Here is a 17,323-nt window from a genome sequence, read left to right on the forward strand (position 1 = left end):
ATCTCCGCCGGCCGGGCTCTCACGCCGGCGGACCAGAACGCGAGGAGATGGGACCTGTGACCATCCGGGTTGGCATCAACGGCTTCGGCCGGATCGGCCGTAACTTCTTCCGGGCAGTGCTGGCGTCCGGCGCTGACATCGAGATCGTCGCGGTCAACGACCTGACCGACAACGCGACGCTCGCCCACCTTGTCAAGTACGACAGCATCCTGGGCCGCCTCCCGCACGAGGTGAAGGCCAGCGCCGACGAGATCACCGTGGGCGGCAAGGCCATCAAGGTGTTCGAGGAGAAGGACCCCGGCAAGCTGCCGTGGAGCGAGGTCGGCGTCGATGTCGTCATCGAGTCCACCGGGTTCTTCACCGACGCCACCAAGGCGAAGGCGCACATCGACGGCGGGGCCAAGAAGGTCATCATCTCCGCGCCGGCGAAGAACGAGGACGTCACCGTGGTCATGGGCGTCAACCAGGACCAGTACGACCCGGCCAAGCACAACATCATCTCGAACGCGTCCTGCACCACCAACTGCCTCGCTCCGATGGCGAAGGTCCTCCAGGACACGTTCGGCATCACCAAGGGTCTGATGACCACCATCCACGCGTACACGCAGGACCAGAACCTGCAGGACGCGCCGCACAAGGACCTGCGCCGGGCCCGGGCCGCCGCGCTCAACATCGTGCCGACCTCGACCGGCGCGGCGAAGGCGATCGGCCTGGTGCTGCCGGAGCTGAAGGGCAAGCTGGACGGCTACGCGCTGCGGGTGCCGATCCCGACCGGCTCGGCCACCGACCTGACCGTCGAGGTCGGCCGGGAGACCACCGTGGACGAGGTCAACGCCGCGATCAAGGCCGCCGCCGAGGGCCCGCTGAAGGGCGTCCTGGTCTACAACGAGGACCCGATCGTCTCCGCCGACATCGTCACCGACCCGGCGTCGTGCATCTTCGACGCGCCGCTGACCAAGGTGATCGGCAACCAGGTCAAGGTCGTCGGCTGGTACGACAACGAGTGGGGCTACTCCAACCGCCTCGTCGACCTGGTCAAGCTGGTGGGTTCGTCGCTGTGACGATCCGCGACCTCGACGACCTGCTCGCCGAGGGGGTGTCGGGTCGGCGCGTGCTGGTGCGCGCCGACCTGAACGTCCCGCTCGACAAGCAGACCGGTGACATCACCGATCATAATTCCGCCTCCGCGCCGCAAGGCGGCGCTCCGGACGGAATGAGGATCGCCGACGACGGGCGCATCCGGGCCGTGCTGCCGACGCTGAGCGCGCTGGTGCAGGCCGGCGCGAAGGTGGTCGTCTGCTCGCACCTGGGTCGCCCGAAGGGCGCGCCGGACTCGCAGTTCAGCCTCCGCCCGGTCGCCGGGCGGCTCGGTGAGCTGCTCGGCGCCCCGGTGCGCTTCGCCGAGGACACCGTCGGCGACTCGGCCCGGTCCATCGTGGCCGAGCTGGCCGACGGCCAGGTCGCACTGCTGGAGAACCTGCGCTTCAACAAGGGCGAGACCAGCAAGGACGACGCGGAGCGGGGCGCTTTCGCCGACCAGCTCGCGGCGCTCGGCGACGCGTACGTCGACGACGCGTTCGGCGCGGTGCACCGCAAGCACGCCAGCGTGCACGACGTGCCGGCGCGCCTGCCGCACGTCGCCGGCCGGCTGGTGCTGCGCGAGGTCGAGGTGCTCAGCAAGCTGACCGGCGCGCCCGAGCGGCCGTACGTGGTGGTGCTGGGCGGCTCGAAGGTCTCCGACAAGCTGGCCGTGATCGAGGCGCTGCTGCCCACTGTCGACCGGCTGCTCATCGGCGGCGGGATGTGCTTCACCTTCCTCAAGGCCCAGGGCCACGAGGTGGGCACCTCGCTGCTGGAGGAGGAGATGGTCGAGACCTGCCGCAACCTGCTGGAACGCGCGCCGGGCAAGATCATGCTCCCGGTCGACGTGGTGGCCGCGGACGCCTTCGCGCCGGACGCCGCGCACGACACGGTGCCGGCCGACGGCATCCCCAGCCACCGGCTGGGCCTGGACATCGGCCCGGAGACGGTGGCCGGCTTCGCCGCCGTGCTGACCCAGGCGAAGACGATCTTCTGGAACGGCCCGATGGGCGTGTTCGAGATGGCCGCGTTCGCCAACGGTACCCGTGGGGTGGCCGAGGCGATCACCAAGGCCGACGCGTTCAGCGTGGTCGGCGGCGGCGACTCGGCGGCGGCGGTGCGGGCGCTGGGTCTGGACGAGTCCTCGTTCGGGCACATCTCCACCGGTGGTGGCGCCTCCCTGGAATACCTGGAGGGCAAGACCCTCCCCGGCATCGCGGCTCTGGAGAACTGAATGGCGAGCACCACCCGCCGGCCGCTGATGGCCGGCAACTGGAAGATGAACCTGAACCACCTCGAGGCCAACCTGCTGGTGCAGAAGCTGGCCGCGAGCCTCAACGAGAAGCAGCTCACCGACGTCGAGTGCGTGGTGCTGCCGCCCTTCACCGACCTGCGTACCGTGCAGACCGCGGTGGACGGCGACAAGCTGCTGATCGGCTACGGCGCGCAGGACCTGTCGCCGTTCGCCTCGGGCGCCTACACCGGCGACATCGCCGGGCCGATGCTGGCGAAGCTGGGCTGCGGCTACGTGGTGGTCGGCCACTCCGAGCGGCGGCAGTACCACTACGAGGACGACGCGCTGGTCAACGCGAAGGTGGCGGCGGCGCTGGCGAACGGGCTCACCCCGATCCTGTGCATCGGTGAGGGCCTGGAGATCCGCGAGCAGCTCAAGCAGGTTCCGCACTGCTGCGACCAGCTCGACGGCGCGCTGAAGGGCCTCACCGCCGAGCAGGTGACGAAGGTCGTCGTGGCGTACGAGCCGGTCTGGGCGATCGGCACCGGCAAGACGGCGACGCCGGAGGACGCGCAGGAGGTCTGCGGCGAGGTGCGCAAGCGGCTCGTGGAGACCTATGACGAGGCCACCGCCGGGCAGGTCCGGATCCTCTACGGCGGGTCGGTCAAGGCGTCGAACGTCGCCGCGATCATGGCTCAGCCCGACGTGGACGGGGCCCTGGTCGGGGGCGCGAGCCTGGACGCGGAGGAGTTCGCGCAGATCTGTCGGTTCCCGGAGCACACGGCCCGCTGATCGCTCGCTATCCTTGACGCTGCCCGTCCAACGGTCGGTGCCGCCGTGCCCGACAGGTCCGGGCAGTGATCGTAACGAGAGGACTGACCCCCGCCATGCCGATCTGGTTCGCCTACACGATGATCACGCTGTTGGTCATCACCAGCGTGCTGCTCGTCCTGCTGATCCTCCTGCACCGCGGTAAGGGCGGCGGGTTGTCGAGCATGTTCGGCGGCGGCGTCAGCTCCAGCCTGGCCGGTTCCTCGGTGGCCGAGAAGAACCTCGACCGCTACACCGTTCTGGTAGGGATCGTCTGGTTCGCGTGCATCGTCGGGCTGGGGCTCTGGCTCCGGCTCCAGATGAGCAGCGGCACCTGAGCGAGCGCCGAAGAAGCGTACAATCTGCGCGCGGTCCGTCACGGACCGCGCGCAGTTTTGTTTCTCCGCCCGTCGCCCGTCGCCGACCCCTTCCGGCGGCGGTCCCCTCCGACGACAGGGAGCGAGCAACCGTGCCCAGCAACAACGTCATCCGCGGCACCCGCATCGGGTCCGCCCCCGAGCGTTTCGACCAGCGCACCGAGCCGGCGCCACGACGGCCGGTCGTCTACTGGTGCCGCCACGAGCACCGGGTCGAGTTCCTGATCGCCGCCGAGGCCGAGACCCCGGCGACGTGGGACTGCCCCCGCTGCGGGGAGCCGGCCGGCCCCGAACCGGGCAACCCGCCGGGCCGCCAGCGCGCCGAGCCCTTCAAGACCCACCTGGCGTACGTGCAGGAGCGGCGCACACCGGAGGAGGGGGAGGCGCTGCTCGCCGAGGCCCTCGCCGCGCTGCGGCGACGCCGAGGTCGCGCCTGAGGGGCGTTAAGAAGGGGCCCCGCCTATACCGCAGGCGTTAAGAGGGGGCCCCTCCTTTCACCTCAGGCTGCGGGCGCGGGGCGGCACGTCGGCCGCGGCCGCGCGGTCCAGCAGCCAGAGGGTTCGGGAGACGCCCCGCACCCCGGCCGCCGGCAGTTGCACCGGCCCGGCCCCGGCCAGCGCCATGCCCACCGCCCGGGCCTTGTCCGCCCCGGCGGCGACCAGCCACACCTCCTCGGCCGTGTTGATGGCCGGCAGGGTCAGCGTGGTGCGCACCGGCGGCGGCTTCGGGCTGCCCCGCACCGCGCTGACCGGCCGGTTGTCGTGGTGCACCGGGTGCTCCGGGAACACCGACGCCACGTGCCCGTCCTCGCCGACGCCGAGCATCAGCACGTCGAAGTGGGGCAGCGCCGCGGTGCCCGGCCGGGCGGCGGCGGCCAGCTCCCGCGCGTACCCGGCGGCGGCCGCCTCCGGGTCGTCGCCGGCCGGGCCGTCGGAGGCCGGCATCGGGTGCACCCGCGCCGGGTCCAGCGGCAGCGCGTCCAGCAGTGCCGCCCGGGCCTGGGTCTCGTTGCGCTCCGGGTCGCCGGACGGCAGGAACCGCTCGTCCCCCCACCAGATGTCGACCCGGGACCAGTCCACGGCGTCCCGGGCCGGCAACTGGCCGACCGCCCGGTGGACCGCCGCGGCGATCCGCCCGCCGGTCAGCACCACCGACGCCTGACCACGTTCGGCCTGCGCGTCGAGCAGCTTCACCACCAGTCGGGCCGCCACCGCCTGCGCGAGCAGGTCGGGGTCGGCGTGTACGGCGACACTCGCCTCAGTCATCCGTTGTGCCTCGTGTCTTTGTGCTTCCGACCGCCGGTCGGGCGGTCACTCGTTGGCTGTCGCGCCCGCGTGCGCGGTCACCCCGGCCTCGGCCCGCTGGGCGGTCGCCGGATCCTTCCACACGTGCACCCGCTGCGGCGCGCGCTGGTCCAGGCCGGTCAGCCCGGCCGTCGCGCCGAGCGCCTCGGCGTACACCTGGTCGGCGTCGAGGCGGCGCAGCTCCTCGGCCAGCTCGTCGCCGAGCGGCCGGCGGACCAGCGGCAGCGTCCGGTCCTCCTGGCCGGTACGCCGGAACACCGCGACGCTGTCGTCCCGGGTCAGCGTCAGCTCGTCGCCGTTGGCGCAGCGCAACTGCACCTCGCGCATCCGCGGGAACTCGTCGGTGTGCTCCCATACCGGTTCGATGCCCAGCCGGGCGCTCAGCCAGCCGCACATCAACGCCGCCGTCGGGTCGGTGCGCGGCGCCACCACCGTCGCCTCGGTGACCCGGGCCTGGGTGGTGTCGAACGCGCCGGCGACGAGCGTGCGCCACGGGGTGATCCGGGTCCAGGCCAGGTCGGTGTCGCCCGGCGCGTAGTCGCAGGCCCGTTCCCGCAGCGCGGCGATCGGGTCGGTGGCCTGCGCCGAGTCGGTGATCCGTCGGTCGGCGACCACGCCGAGGAAGTCGGTGGCGATCTCGTCCGGCGGCTCACCGTGCCACCAGGTCACCACCGGCACGTCCGGCACCAGCAGCGGCATCACCACGGACTCGGCGTGCAGCGCCAGCCGGCCGTACATCCGGGTGACCACCGCCTCGCACGGGCCGAGCCGGCCGCCCACGACGATCTCCGCGTCCAGCCGGTTGCGGTCCCGCTCGATCTCGGAGCGGACCACCACGAGCAGCCGGCACGGGTGCGCGGCGGCGGCGATGGTGGCCGCCGCCTCGGCCTCCCGGACCCGCTTCTCGTCCACCACGACGATCAACGTGAGCGCCATGCCGCTGGCCACCCCGCCCGCGCTGCGCCGCTCGGCGGCCAGCGCCTTGACCACCTCGTTGCCGGTGGTGTCCCATAGCCCGATCATGCTCTTCTCCAAGCTCTTCCCTCGGCGGCCAGCATCTCGTCGGCGGCCCGGGGGCCCCACTCGCCGGCCCGGTACGGCTCCGGCTTCGTGCCCTCCCAGGCGTGCTCCAGCGGGTCCACCACCTGCCAGCTCTGCTCCACCTCGGCGGCGTCCGGGAACAGCGTCCGGTCGCCGATGAGCACGTCCAGCACCAACCGTTCGTACGCCTCCGGGCTGGACTCGGTGAACGCCTCGCCGTACTGGAAGTCCATCGCGATGTCGCGGACCTCCATGGTGGTGCCCGGCACCTTCGAGCCGAACTTCAGCACCACGCCCTCGTCCGGCTGGACCCGGATGACGAGCTGGTTGGCGCCGAGCGACTCCATGTCGGCCGGGTTGAACGGCAGGTGCGGCGCCTTCTTGAACATGATGGCCACCTCGGTGACCCGCCGGGGCAGCCGCTTGCCGGCCCGGATGTAGAACGGCACCCCGGCCCAGCGCCGGTTCTGGATGGCCAGCTTCACCGCCACGTACGTCTCGGTGGTGGAGTCCGCCGGGACGTCCTCCTCCTCCAGGTAGCCCTTCGCGCGTTCGCCGCCCACCCAGCCGGGCAGGTACTGGCCGCGCACGGTGTCCCGGGCGACGTCCCGGGGCACGGCGATCGCCTTGAGCACCTTGAGCTTCTCGGCCCGGATCTCGTCGGCGTCGAAGCTCGTCGGCTCCTCCATCGCGACCAGGGCGAGCAACTGGAGCAGGTGGTTCTGGAGCACGTCGCGGGCGGTGCCGACCGAGTCGTAGAACGCCGCCCGGGTGCCGATGCCGACGTCCTCGGCCATGGTGATCTGCACCGAGTCGACGTACTTGGAGTTCCACAGCGGCTCGAACAGGTTGTTGGCGAACCGCAGCGCCAGGATGTTCTGGACCGTCTCCTTGCCCAGGTAGTGGTCGATCCGGAAGACGTCCTGACGGGTGAAGACGTCGTCGACCAGGTCGTTGAGCGACTTGGCCGAGGGCAGGTCGTTGCCGAACGGCTTCTCCACCACCACCCGCCGCCAGCCGCCGGACTTCTCGTTGTCCGCCATGCCGGTGCGGGCGAGCTGCTTGAGCACCACCGGGAAGGCCGCCGGGGGGATGGAGAAGTAGAACGCGGCGTTGCCGGCGATGCCGTGCGTCTCGCGCAGCTCGTCGAGCGTGGTGGCGAGGTGGTCGAAGGCGGCGTCGTCGTCGAACGAGCCGCCGACGAACTTGACGTTGCCGACGAGCCGGGCCCAGACCTCCTCCCGCCACGGGGTGCGGGCGTGTTTTTTGGCCGCGTCGTGCGCCAGCGACTCGAAGTCGCCGTCGCCCCAGTCGCGGCGGGCGAAGCCGAGGACCACGAAGCCGGGCGGCAGGAGCCCTCGGTTGGCCAGGTCGTAGACCGCCGGTAGCAGCTTCTTGCGGGCCAGGTCCCCGGTGACCCCGAAGATCACCAAGGCGCACGGCTCGGGGATCCGCGGCAGCCGCCGGTCCTGCGGGTCGCGCAGCGGGTTCACCGGGCCACCTCCTCCTGCATCTCGGTCCACTGATTCCAGGTCATTGATCGTCACGTACGTGTCCGTCCGGCCGTATCCAGCAGTTGGGCGACGCCCGCCGCCCGCTCGGTCAGGTGCAGTCGCAGCACCTGTCGCTCCCGGCCGGCCAGGGCCCGCCGGTCGCCGGCGGCCTGGGCCGCCTGGAGTTCCGCGAAGGTGTACGGGCGGCCGGGCACCGCCAGATCATCGGTGACCGCACCGGTGATCTGCAGGTGCCGGGCGTGCCCGTCGGTGTGGCTCGGGCGGCGGGGCCCCCACCCGAAGGTCACCGGCCGCCCGGTGGCGCGCGCCAGCAGCGGGCGCAGCCCGGCCACCGCCGCGTCGGCGAACCGGTCCAGGTGAGCGGTGACGGCGAGGTGCTCGTCGGGGCCCGTCCCGTCGACGAGCCAGCGCAGCGCGCCGGCCAGGTCGGCGGGGGCGCCGGTCGGCGCGTACACCTCGACCACGCCGTCCACCGACGAGGGCGGCGGGTCCGCCGGCCCGTCCGCCGCGCCGGCCGCCGGCTCCGCGAACGGGTCGACCCGCAGCGCCGCGGCGGCGGTCGCGGCCGCGTAGGACCAGGTGAGGAACTGCGCGCCGAGCGGCCCGTTGACCGCCATGTCGGCGGCCACGCCGGGCATCACACCGGGTGCCAGCGCGCCGCCGATCCCGACCGTCAGCACGTCCGGGCCGGTGGCGCCGCGCGCGTCCGGCGACTCCGCGGCGAGCGGCAGCAGCCGCCCGCCGGTCGCCTCGGCGAGCAGCGCACCGGCCCAGTGCCGCAGCCCGTCGAGGCCGGTGCCGTCGGGCACCAGCGCGACGGTGGACCGCCCGCCAAGGGCCGCCGCGCCCAGGGCCGCGCCGAGTGTGAGGCCGGGATTGTCGCGGTCCCGGTCGAGCGCGCCGGCGAGCGCCGCGGCCTCGTCCAGCAGCTCGGTGACCGGCGCGCCGGCGAGCGCCGCCGGGACCAGGCCGAACGCGCTGAGCGCCGACCAGGGACCGGTCACCTCCGCGTCGGCCGGGATCACCACGGCACCCAGCTCGTCGGCGAGCGCCGCCAGCTCCGAGCCGGGCGGGGCGACCACCACGACGTGCCGGTCCGCCTCCGGGCCGGCGTCCTGCCAGGCCCGCCGCCAGACCCGCAGGTGGGCGTCGGTGGTCGGGTCGAGGCCGGAGCGCCCGGCGAGCACCAGCACGGTACGCGCCGGACGGTCGGCCAGGGCCACCCGGACCGGACCGGGATCGGCCGAGTCGAGCACGGTCAGCGGCCGGCCCAGGCATCCGGCGATCACCTCGGCGGCGAGCGTGACGCCGCCGGCGCCGGCGAGCACCACATGATCGAGGTCGCCCAGTTCGGCGACCAACTCGGCGAGCTGGGGGAGGAGGTCCCGGCTGCGGCAGTGGGTGTCGACCCAGCCCAGCCGGTCGCGGGCGGTCGCCTCGGCCGCGGGCCCCCAGAGGGTCGGGTCCTTGGCGGCCAGCCGGGCGGGGACGTCGTCGGCGACCAGCGCGGCGCGCGCGGCGGCGCCCACCGCGCCCGCGCCGTGCACGGCCAGGCCGGCGGCGACGTCCGCCGGACCGGCCAGCAGGTCACTCACCGCGCCACCGTTGTTCGCGACTGCGGGGCTCGCAGACCCGGCTCACTCCTCGCGCTCACGGCACTCACCTCACCGGTTCCACGGTACGGCGGAACGCGCCCCGGGGCAGGGCCCCGGGACGCGTCGCACGCCGTCGGTCACGCGTTCCCGCCGGCCTGCTGGGCGTCGCGCGCGTTGCCCTCGGCGGCCCGGTGCGGGCTGCCGGCGCCCTTGGCCGCCTCGGCGAGGGACTTCTTGACCCCCTCCAGCAGCTCCAGCCAACTCGCCTCGAACTTCTCCACGCCCTCGCGCTCCAGGGTGGCGATCACGTCGGCCAGGTCCACGCCGACCGACTCGAGGTCCGCGAAGACCTGCCGCGCGTCGTCGTACGCGCCGGTGATCGTGTCGGCCTGCGTCTCGCCGTGCTCGGCGTAGGCGTGGATGACCGGCTCCGGCATGGTGTTGACCGTGCCGGGGGCGATCAGCTCCTCGACGTAGATGACGTCCCGGTAGTCCGGGTTCTTCGTCGAGGTGGAGGCCCACAGCGGGCGCTGCGGGTGGGCGCCCGCGTCGGCCAGCTTCTGCCACCGCGCGGAGGAGAACACCTCGCCGTAGCGCTCGTAGGCCAGCCGGGCGTTGGCGACCGCGGCCTTGCCGCGCAGCGACTTGGCCTGGTCCGAGCCGATCTTCTCCAGCCGCTTGTCGACCTCGCTGTCGACCCGGGAGACGAAGAACGAGGCCACCGAGCCGATCTTGGACAGGTCGTGCCCGTTGGCCTGCGCCTGCTCCAGGCCGGCCAGGAACGCCTCCATCACCTGCGAGTAGCGGTCCAGCCCGAAGATCAGCGTGACGTTCACGCTGATCCCCTCGGCCAGGGTCTTGGTGATCGCCGGCAGGCCCTCCTCGGTCGCCGGGATCTTGATGAAGAGGTTCGGCCGGTCGACCAGCCACCACAGCGCCTTCGCCTCGGCGGCGGTCTTGTCCGCGTCGTGCGCCGACCGCGGGTCCACCTCGATCGAGACCCGGCCGTCCACGCCGTCGCTGGCGTCGTACGACTGACGCATCACGTCGCAGGCCCACCGCACGTCGTACGTGGTGAGCATGCGGACCGCCTCCTCGACGTCCACGTCGCGGGTGGCGAGGTCACGGAGCTGCCAGTCGTACTCGTCGGCGTCGCTCAGCGCCTTGGCGAAGATCGTCGGGTTGGTGGTCACGCCGGCCACGTGGCTCTCCCGGCGCAGCTTGTCCAGTCCGCCGGAGGTCAGTCGTACCCGGGAAAGATCGTCGAGCCAGATCGCCACCCCGGCGTTCTGGAGCTCTTTCAGCCTGTCCGTCATGCCGTCCACGCTCCCCTCAGTTGCCGGTCGTGAAACCGGTGATGTCGCCCACCCGGGTCAGCGCCGCGTGCGCGGCGGCCACGATCCGGTCGGGGGTGAACCCGAACTGCTCGAAGAGCACGGTGTAGGGCGCGCTCGCGCCGTAGTGCTCGATGCTCACGCACTCGCCGCTGTCGCCGACGATCGCCCGCCACGACATCGCGATGCCCGCCTCCACGCTCACCCGTGCCTTTACCCCGCGCGGCAGCACCGACTCCCGGTACGCCTCGTCCTGCGCGAAGAACCATTCCTGGCACGGCATGGACACCACCCGGGTGGGGGTGCCGTCGGCCTCCAGCCGCTCCCGGGCGGTGAGGCAGAGCTGCACCTCGGAGCCGGTGCCGACGATGATCACCTGCGGCTTGCCGTTGGACGCCTCGGCCAGCACGTAGCCGCCCTTGGCGGTGCCCTCGGCGGGGCCGAACTCGGTGCGGTCGATGGTCGGCAGCGCCTGCCGGCTCAGCGCCAGCGCGGTCGGCCGGTCGGTGTGCTCCAGCGCCTGCCGCCACGCCCAGGCCGTCTCGTTGGCGTCGGCCGGGCGGACCACGTCCAGGCCGGGGATGGCCCGCAGCGCGCTCAGGTGCTCGATCGGCTGGTGGGTGGGGCCGTCCTCGCCGAGACCGATCGAGTCGTGCGTCCAGACGTAGGTCACCGGCAGCTTCATCAGCGCGGCGAGCCGCACCGACGGGCGCATGTAGTCGCTGAACACCAGGAACGTGCCGCCGTAGGGGCGGGTGCCGCCGTGCAGCGCGATGCCGTTGAGGATCGCCCCCATGCCGTGCTCGCGGATGCCGAAGTGCAGCGTGCGGCCGTACTCGTCACCCGGGAAGTCCTTGGTGGCGTGCCCGGCCGGGACGAACGACGGCTCGCCCTTCATGGTGGTGTTGTTGCTCTCGGCCAGGTCGGCGGAGCCGCCCCACAGCTCCGGCAGCACCGGGGCGAGCGCCTCCAGGACCTTGCCGGAGGCGGCCCGGGTGGCGACGCCCTTGGCGTCCGCCGGGAAGGTGGGCAGCGCGTCGGTCCAGCCGGTCGGCAGGGTACGGGTGGCCATCCGGTCCCACAGCGCCTTGCGCTCCGGGTTGGCCTTCGCCCAGGCGTCGAACCCCTTGTCCCACTCGGCCTGCGCCTGCGTGCCGCGCTCGACCACCTGGCGGGCGTGCTTGAGCACCTCCTCGTCGACCTCGAAGGTGCGCTGCGGGTCGAAGCCGAGGATCTCCTTGGTGGCCTTGACCTCGTCCGCGCCGAGCGCCGAGCCGTGGATCTTGCCGGTGTTCTGCTTGTTCGGCGCGGGCCAGCCGATGATGGTGCGCAGCGCGATGAACGACGGCTTGCCGGTCTCCGCCCTGGCGGCCAGCAGCGCCTGGTAGAGCGCCTCCACGTCCTCGTGGTAGTCGCCCTGGTCGGCGTCGCCGCTGCGCCAGTCGACGGTCTGCACGTGCCAGCCGTACGCCTCGTAGCGGGCCGCCACGTCCTCGCTCTTGGCGATCCGGGTGTCGTCCTCGATCGAGATCTCGTTGTCGTCGTAGATCACGCAGAGGTTGCCGAGCTGCTGGTGGCCGGCGAGCGCGCTGACCTCGTGGGTGATGCCCTCCTCGATGTCGCCGTCGGAGGCGATGCACCAGATGTCGTGCCGGAACGGGGAGTCGGCGCGGTCCGGCTCGCTGTCGAACAGGCCCCGCTCGCGGCGGGCGGCCATGGCCATGCCGACCGCGTTGCCGAGGCCCTGGCCGAGCGGGCCGGTGGTGGTCTCCACGCCCGGGGTGTGGCCGTGCTCCGGGTGGCCCGGGGTGAGCGAGCCCCACTGGCGCAGCGCCTTGAGGTCGTCCAGGGCCAGCGGGTAGCCGGCGAGGAAGAGCTGGATGTAGAGCGTCAGGCTGGAGTGCCCGGCGGACAGCACGAACCGGTCTCGACCGGGCCAGTTCGGGTCGGTCGGATTGTGCCGCATGACCCGGTTGAAGAGCAGGTAGGCCGCCGGGGCGAGGCTCATCGCCGTGCCCGGGTGGCCGTTGCCGGATTTCTCCACGGCGTCCATGGCCAGCACCCGGACCGTGTCGACGGCCCTGCGGTCGAGGTCGGACCAGTTGAGAGCGGGAAGCTCGGGTCGTTTCGCAGCCACGTTGATGTGCTCCTCGGCAGATGGGCGGAACCCTCACTGATGACCCTATCGAGCGCCGCTAAACGTCCGCCCGGGGATCTCGGCATGCTGACTTGTACGTTTCCGTCCCGGCCGGGCGTTCAACCCCCGGTGTGACGGCCCGCACCGTTGCCGGGTCTGCGGGGCAGCCAAAACGACGACGCGTAGTGTGTGGGGCGGTGTGTGGACCCGGCTCGGGTCCGGGCCGACGACTCCCCTGCCGATGCCGGAAGGTGGCAATCCGTGAGCATGATCACCGAGCGCCCGGTCAGCAACCCTGCCGGGGTGTCACCGGTGGGCACGGTGGCGGAGGCGCCGGCGACCGGCCGGCGGGACGTGCGGGCCGTGGTGGCCGCCTACGTCGCGCTGACCAAGCCGCGGATCGTCGAGCTGCTGCTGGTCACCACCGTGCCGGCGATGATGCTCGCGGACGGCGGCATGCCGTCGCTCTGGCTGGTGGCCGTGGTGCTGGTCGGCGGCTCGCTCGCGGCCGGCGCGGCGAGCGTGCTCAACTGCTACATCGACCGCGACATCGACCAGTTGATGCGGCGCACCAAGCGTCGCCCGCTGCCGGCGCACACCGTGTCGCCGCGCAACGCCCTGGTCTTCGGGCTGGTGCTGGCGACGGTGTCGGTGGCGTTGCTGGCGGCGACCACCAACTGGCTGGCCGCCGGCCTGACGCTGGCCGCGATCGCCTACTACGACCTGGTCTACACGCTCTGGCTGAAGCGGACCACGGCCGCCAACACGTTCTGGGGCGGGGCCTGCGGCGCCGCGCCGGTGCTGATCGGCTGGGCCGCGGTCACCGGTTCGCTCGCGCCGGCCGCCTGGGGGTTGTTCGCGGTGGTCTTCTTCTGGCAGATGCCGCACTTCTACGCGCTGGCCATCAAGTACAAGGACGACTACGCCCGCGCCGGCATCCCGATGCTGCCGGTGGTGGCCTCGGTCCGCCGGGTCAACGCGGAGATCATCGGGTTCTCCTGGTTGACGCTGCTGTCGTCGCTGGCGGTCTGGCCGCTCGGGATGAGCCCGATCTACGGGGTGACCGCGCTGGTCGTCGGTGGGATCTTCGTGGTCGAGGCGCACAAGCTGTGCCGGCGTGCGGCGCGTGGCGAGGCGGTCAAGCCGATGCGGCTGTTCCACTGGTCGACCACCTACCTCACCATCCTGTTCGCCGCCGTCGCCCTCGACGCGCTGGTCTGACCGTCGCGCCGGCGTCGGCGCACGTGAGATGGTTCATCAGAAGTTTTTTCCACGTCCCTCGCCGGGGATCAACCTGGACAGAGTGTGACGATCCAGCCCGCCCGCTTCGCCCGCATTTTTCCGACATGGCCGGACAAATTACCTGTGGTTCTCCTTAAACCAGCGGGTAATTGGCATCACATTCAGTTCATCGTTCTCGCACATCCGGGTGGAAGTCTGCTTAGGCTTCGCGTCATGGCAGATGGTTCCGATACGACGCTGACGGCTGACAAGACCGGCGAGCAGGCCCCCAACGGCCTGGTCGCGGGCATCAAGTCGTTCGCCGCCGGGCACGGCGGCGCGAAGGCGGTCATCGAGTACGTCGGCAAGCGCGGCGCACGGATCGTCCTCGTGGGTTCCGACGGGGCGTGGGCGGACCAGTTCGCCGACGACACCGTCGTCGCGCGGCAGGCCTGCGCCACGGCCGGGGTCGACGTCGAGAACGCCTGGGAGCGTGAGCTGATGGACCAGATGCGTCCGAGCAACGACCTCTGGCGGTCGATGGCCCGGCGCACGATGGCCCGTTGACATACCCATAACCGCATGACCGACCACCACCAGTCGACCCGGGGGAAACCCCGGGTCGCTCTCGTCACCTGTGCCGCCCTGCCCGACCTCGACCCGGACGACCGGCTCGTGCTCGGCCCGCTCGCCGCCCGCGGCGTCGGTGCCGAGGTCGCGGTCTGGGACGACCCGGCCGTGGACTGGTCCGGCTACGACCTGGCCGTGCTCCGCTCACCCTGGGACTATGCCCTGCGTCGGGACGAGTTCGTCGCCTGGGCGCGCACCGTGCCGGCGCTCGTCAACCCAGCCGACGTGGTCGCCTGGAACACCGACAAGCGCTACCTGGCCGAGCTCTCCGCCGCCGGGGTGCCCACCGTGCCGACGGTCTGGATCGCGCCGGGGGAGCGGTGGGCGTCGCCGGCCGGCGGCGAGCACGTGCTCAAGCCGGCGGTCAGCGCCGGCAGCCAGGACACCGGGCGCTACGACCTGGCCGACCCGGAGCACCGGAGGCTGGCATCGGCGCACGTGCGGCGGCTCGGTGACGCCGGGCGGGTCACGATGGTCCAGCCCTACCTGGACGCGGTCGACACCGCCGGCGAGACCGCGCTGCTCTACCTGGCCGGTCCCGACGGCCTGGCGTTCAGCCACGCGATCCGCAAGGGCCCGATGCTGACCGGGCCGGACCGGGGCGAGGCCGCGCTCTACAAGGAGGAGCGGATCGACGCCCGCACCGCCACCGACGAGCAGCGGGCCGTCGCCGAGAAGGTGCTCGCCGCCGTTCCCGGTGGCACCGACCGGCTGCTCTACGCCCGGGTCGACCTCATCCCGGGCGCGGACGGCTCGCCCGTCCTGGTCGAGCTGGAGCTGACCGAGCCGAGCCTGTTCGTCGGCCACGCCGACGGCGCCCCCGACCGGCTCGCCGACGCGATCCTCGCCCACCTGCCCGGCCGCCCCTGACCGCCCCACGCCGCCCACCCGGCGCGACGGGTGAGCCGCCACGGGTGGGCCAGGCCCGCCCAGACGTCCGTAGCGTTCCACTCGTCGTCGGCTGGTGCCGGGGGTGGAACGTCGTGGGTGTCCTTGCGGGCACCGGACCTGCGACTGCGGCTCGGCCCACCTGGCGGTCCGGTGCCAGCCTGGCGGGCGGCCGCTCACCGGCGCGGTGCGTTCCGCGGGGGCGAGTCGGGCGAGGTGCCGGTCGATCTCCTCGGCGGGGTCCAGGCCGGTGCTCAGCACCCGTACGGTGATGCCGTCCAGCAGGGTGGCGAGCGCGGCGGCCTCGGCCCGCGGGTCGACACCGGCATCGAGGTGGCCGCCCGCGCGGCCGAGCGTGAGCAGCCGTTCCAGGTTCGCCCGGAGGTCGGCTTCGCTCTCCGCCCGCAGCGCCGCGGGCGGAGACGCCGGGTCAGTCCCGGTCGGTGTGGTTGCGGTCCCAGCGACCGCCGATCGGCGGGGTGTCCAGTCGCAGCGCGGCCCGCGACCCGGCGAGGTCGTTGTCCTCGACCGCGCACGAGACGCAGCTCCCCGACTCGGTGATCCAGATGCCGTACTCCTGGGTGTCGGCGTCACGCTGCCAGATCCGGTTGGCCCGGACGGTGGCGGAGTCGAACGGGGCCGCCACGGTGATCCCGGCGCAGGCCGTCGGCCCGTCCGGCAGCTCGTACGCCGAGCCGGGCTCCGGGACCGCCTCGTTCCAGCCGGTGCTGCCGTCGGGGCGTACCTCGGCCAGGGAGAGCCGGTCGGCGGTGTTGTCGGCGACCACGGCCGTCCGGGTGCCGACCCGGACGACCTTGCCCCGGTGCCCGCCGGCCGGCCAGCGGGCCGCGCCGTCGGTGACCTCGCGCGTGCCATAGCGCACCGCGTCGCCGGAGCCCCGGTGGGCCGGCGCGGAGCGGCGTCCGTTGTCCCGGATCCGGTTGCCCACGATCGACGCGTCCAGCATCGGCCGGTCGATCCGGATCCCGTCCAGCGCGTTCTCCCGGATGTCGTTGTCCTGGATCACCACGTCGGCGGCCGCGCCCCGGTAGCCGTGGCCGAGGTCGTGCTCGTGGTAGCCGTACCCGCCGTTGCGGCTGATCCGGTTGCCCTGCACCGCGTACGGCCCGGGTGTGTTGCCCATGCTGATCCCGTCGCCGACGTTGCAGTCGATCACGTTGCCGGTGAGCAGCCCGCCACGCCCGGCGACCCCCGCGGTGCCGTTGGCCGACACGTCGAAGCCGGCCTCCAGGTTGTTGGTCATGGTGCAGCCGGAGACGATCAGCCCGTCCGCGCCCCAGTCCGAGATGCCGAACCGGTTGGCCTGGCTGTGGCAGGCGGTGATGCGGATGCCGCGCGGCGGGGCCCAGTAGTCCTTCTGCAACTCCAGGAAGATCCCGTTGGTGCCGTTGCCGACGGTGGTGCAGTTGGCGATGGTGAGGCGCTCCACGTCGCCCCAGCCGCCGATGCCGACCCCGATCCCGGCGCCGCCCATCTGCTGGCCGTTGTCCAGCCGGCCGCAGCCCACCACCACCACGCCGTCGATCAGGGTGTCCTGGAGGAAGTCGCAGCCGAGGCCGGTCGCGCCGGTGTGGTGGATGTAGAGGTTGCGGAACACGCCCCGCACCACGTACTGCAGGCCCAGGCCCTTGGCCAGGTAGTCGTACTCGGCCTGACCCACGCCGGAGCCGTCGATCTCGAAGTCGGCGAACGTGCAGTCGGCGATGTGCCGGTCCCGGTCCGCGCCGTGCTGCACGGTGGTCCAGTAGGCCAGCGGCACCGGGTCGGCGCGGTTGCCCTCGTTGCTGAGCAGGAACCGGGTCGCGGCCGAGCCGGCGCCGATCAGCGAGACGCCGCTGCGCCAGATCGTGCCGGCGTCGCGGATCGAGTAGAGGCCGGGCGGGCAGTAAATCACCCGGGCCCGGCCGTCGGCGTCGTACCCGGCGCCGAGGCGGTCCACCAGCGCGGCCAGCGCCGGCTGGTCGTTGGTCACCCCGTCGCCGGTGAGGCCGAACTCGCGGGCGTCGCACCACAGCGGCGCGCCGGCCACCGGGGTCAGCCGCTGCGGCGTGGACGTGGCAAGGCCCTTGCGCGACACCGGCGGCTCCCCTCGGGCGTACGGTCCGTCGTCCGGCCCGCATTCCCGCTCCGGCCGCGC

General features: G+C 72.6%; 15 protein-coding genes and 1 pseudogene. 8 read left to right on the plus strand and 8 right to left on the minus strand.

Annotation, left to right across the window (positions count from 1 at the left end):
- Positions 1-56 precede the first annotated feature (56 nt).
- The 5 genes from gap to O7618_RS04250 all read left to right on the plus strand — a co-directional run bounded on the left by gap (position 57) and on the right by O7618_RS04250 (position 3,938).
- A complete protein-coding gene (gap, locus tag O7618_RS04230) occupies positions 57-1,061 on the plus strand; it encodes a type I glyceraldehyde-3-phosphate dehydrogenase (protein ID WP_107162499.1) in 1,005 nt (334 codons plus the stop codon).
- A complete protein-coding gene (locus tag O7618_RS04235) occupies positions 1,058-2,314 on the plus strand; it encodes a phosphoglycerate kinase (protein WP_278104636.1) in 1,257 nt (418 codons plus the stop codon). The genes gap and O7618_RS04235 overlap by 4 nt, the downstream gene beginning before the upstream one ends.
- Positions 2,315-3,106 (plus strand): triose-phosphate isomerase, encoded by a 792-nt coding sequence (gene tpiA / locus O7618_RS04240; protein ID WP_278104637.1) that lies wholly within the window; start codon positions 2,315-2,317, stop codon positions 3,104-3,106.
- 95 nt (positions 3,107-3,201) lie between these two features.
- Positions 3,202-3,462 (plus strand): preprotein translocase subunit SecG, encoded by a 261-nt coding sequence (gene secG / locus O7618_RS04245; protein ID WP_181569394.1) that lies wholly within the window; start codon positions 3,202-3,204, stop codon positions 3,460-3,462.
- A gap of 131 nt (positions 3,463-3,593) precedes the next feature.
- Entirely contained in the window at positions 3,594-3,938 is a 345-nt protein-coding gene (locus O7618_RS04250; RefSeq protein ID WP_278104638.1) for an RNA polymerase-binding protein RbpA, read from the plus strand.
- 57 nt (positions 3,939-3,995) lie between these two features.
- Here O7618_RS04250 and pgl read toward each other — a convergent pair whose 3' ends face one another.
- From pgl to tkt, 6 genes are all read right to left on the minus strand, one after another.
- On the minus strand, positions 3,996-4,766 hold the full coding sequence (gene pgl / locus O7618_RS04255) for a 6-phosphogluconolactonase (RefSeq protein ID WP_278104639.1): 771 nt from the start codon (positions 4,764-4,766) through the stop codon (positions 3,996-3,998).
- Between the two features lie 45 nt (positions 4,767-4,811).
- Positions 4,812-5,828 (minus strand): glucose-6-phosphate dehydrogenase assembly protein OpcA, encoded by a 1,017-nt coding sequence (locus O7618_RS04260; protein ID WP_278104640.1) that lies wholly within the window; start codon positions 5,826-5,828, stop codon positions 4,812-4,814.
- Positions 5,825-7,339 carry a glucose-6-phosphate dehydrogenase gene (gene zwf / locus O7618_RS04265; RefSeq protein ID WP_278109907.1) on the minus strand — a complete coding sequence of 505 codons (1,515 nt, stop codon included), beginning with the start codon at positions 7,337-7,339 and terminating at the stop codon, positions 5,825-5,827. The genes O7618_RS04260 and zwf overlap by 4 nt, the downstream gene beginning before the upstream one ends.
- A gap of 50 nt (positions 7,340-7,389) precedes the next feature.
- Complete coding sequence (locus O7618_RS04270) at positions 7,390-8,955, minus strand: glucose-6-phosphate isomerase (protein ID WP_278104641.1); 1,566 nt, start codon at positions 8,953-8,955, stop codon at positions 7,390-7,392.
- 137 nt (positions 8,956-9,092) lie between these two features.
- Positions 9,093-10,271, minus strand: coding sequence for a transaldolase (tal, locus tag O7618_RS04275; RefSeq protein ID WP_278104642.1), 1,179 nt, complete (start codon positions 10,269-10,271; stop codon positions 9,093-9,095).
- Positions 10,272-10,287: 16 nt separating this feature from the next.
- On the minus strand, positions 10,288-12,426 hold the full coding sequence (gene tkt / locus O7618_RS04280) for a transketolase (RefSeq protein WP_278104643.1): 2,139 nt from the start codon (positions 12,424-12,426) through the stop codon (positions 10,288-10,290).
- A gap of 261 nt (positions 12,427-12,687) precedes the next feature.
- Here tkt and O7618_RS04285 point away from each other — a divergent pair, with 261 nt between their 5' ends.
- From O7618_RS04285 to O7618_RS04295, 3 genes are all read left to right on the plus strand, one after another.
- A complete protein-coding gene (locus tag O7618_RS04285) occupies positions 12,688-13,647 on the plus strand; it encodes a heme o synthase (protein WP_278104644.1) in 960 nt (319 codons plus the stop codon).
- 234 nt (positions 13,648-13,881) lie between these two features.
- Positions 13,882-14,214, plus strand: a complete 333-nt coding sequence (locus O7618_RS04290) for a hypothetical protein (protein WP_278104645.1) — start codon at positions 13,882-13,884, stop codon at positions 14,212-14,214.
- A 15-nt stretch (positions 14,215-14,229) separates the two neighbouring features.
- Positions 14,230-15,147 (plus strand): hypothetical protein, encoded by a 918-nt coding sequence (locus tag O7618_RS04295; RefSeq protein ID WP_278104646.1) that lies wholly within the window; start codon positions 14,230-14,232, stop codon positions 15,145-15,147.
- A gap of 243 nt (positions 15,148-15,390) precedes the next feature.
- Here O7618_RS04295 and O7618_RS04300 read toward each other — a convergent pair.
- Both O7618_RS04300 and O7618_RS04305 read right to left on the minus strand, forming a co-directional pair.
- Positions 15,391-15,573 (minus strand): annotated as a pseudogene (locus O7618_RS04300) (TetR family transcriptional regulator C-terminal domain-containing protein); the annotation flags it as partial.
- Positions 15,574-15,595: 22 nt separating this feature from the next.
- Positions 15,596-17,263: a right-handed parallel beta-helix repeat-containing protein gene (locus tag O7618_RS04305; RefSeq protein WP_278104647.1), complete on the minus strand. Its 1,668-nt coding sequence runs from the start codon at positions 17,261-17,263 to the stop codon at positions 15,596-15,598.
- Positions 17,264-17,323: the final 60 nt, after the last annotated feature.

The organism is Micromonospora sp. WMMD980 (genome assembly GCF_029626035.1).
Classification (GTDB): domain Bacteria; phylum Actinomycetota; class Actinomycetes; order Mycobacteriales; family Micromonosporaceae; genus Micromonospora.

What these genes read in the sequence shown, in the direction of transcription:
- tpiA (WP_278104637.1), top strand. Translation starts at nt 2,315, where the DNA reads ATGGCGAGCACCACCCGCCGGCCGCTGATGGCCGGCAACTGGAAGATG.
- secG (WP_181569394.1), top strand. Translation starts at nt 3,202, where the DNA reads ATGCCGATCTGGTTCGCCTACACGATGATCACGCTGTTGGTCATCACC.
- pgl (WP_278104639.1), bottom strand. Translation starts at nt 4,766, where the DNA reads ATGACTGAGGCGAGTGTCGCCGTACACGCCGACCCCGACCTGCTCGCG.
- O7618_RS04260 (WP_278104640.1), bottom strand. Translation starts at nt 5,828, where the DNA reads ATGATCGGGCTATGGGACACCACCGGCAACGAGGTGGTCAAGGCGCTG.
- tal (WP_278104642.1), bottom strand. Translation starts at nt 10,271, where the DNA reads ATGACGGACAGGCTGAAAGAGCTCCAGAACGCCGGGGTGGCGATCTGG.
- O7618_RS04290 (WP_278104645.1), top strand. Translation starts at nt 13,882, where the DNA reads ATGGCAGATGGTTCCGATACGACGCTGACGGCTGACAAGACCGGCGAG.
- O7618_RS04295 (WP_278104646.1), top strand. Translation starts at nt 14,230, where the DNA reads ATGACCGACCACCACCAGTCGACCCGGGGGAAACCCCGGGTCGCTCTC.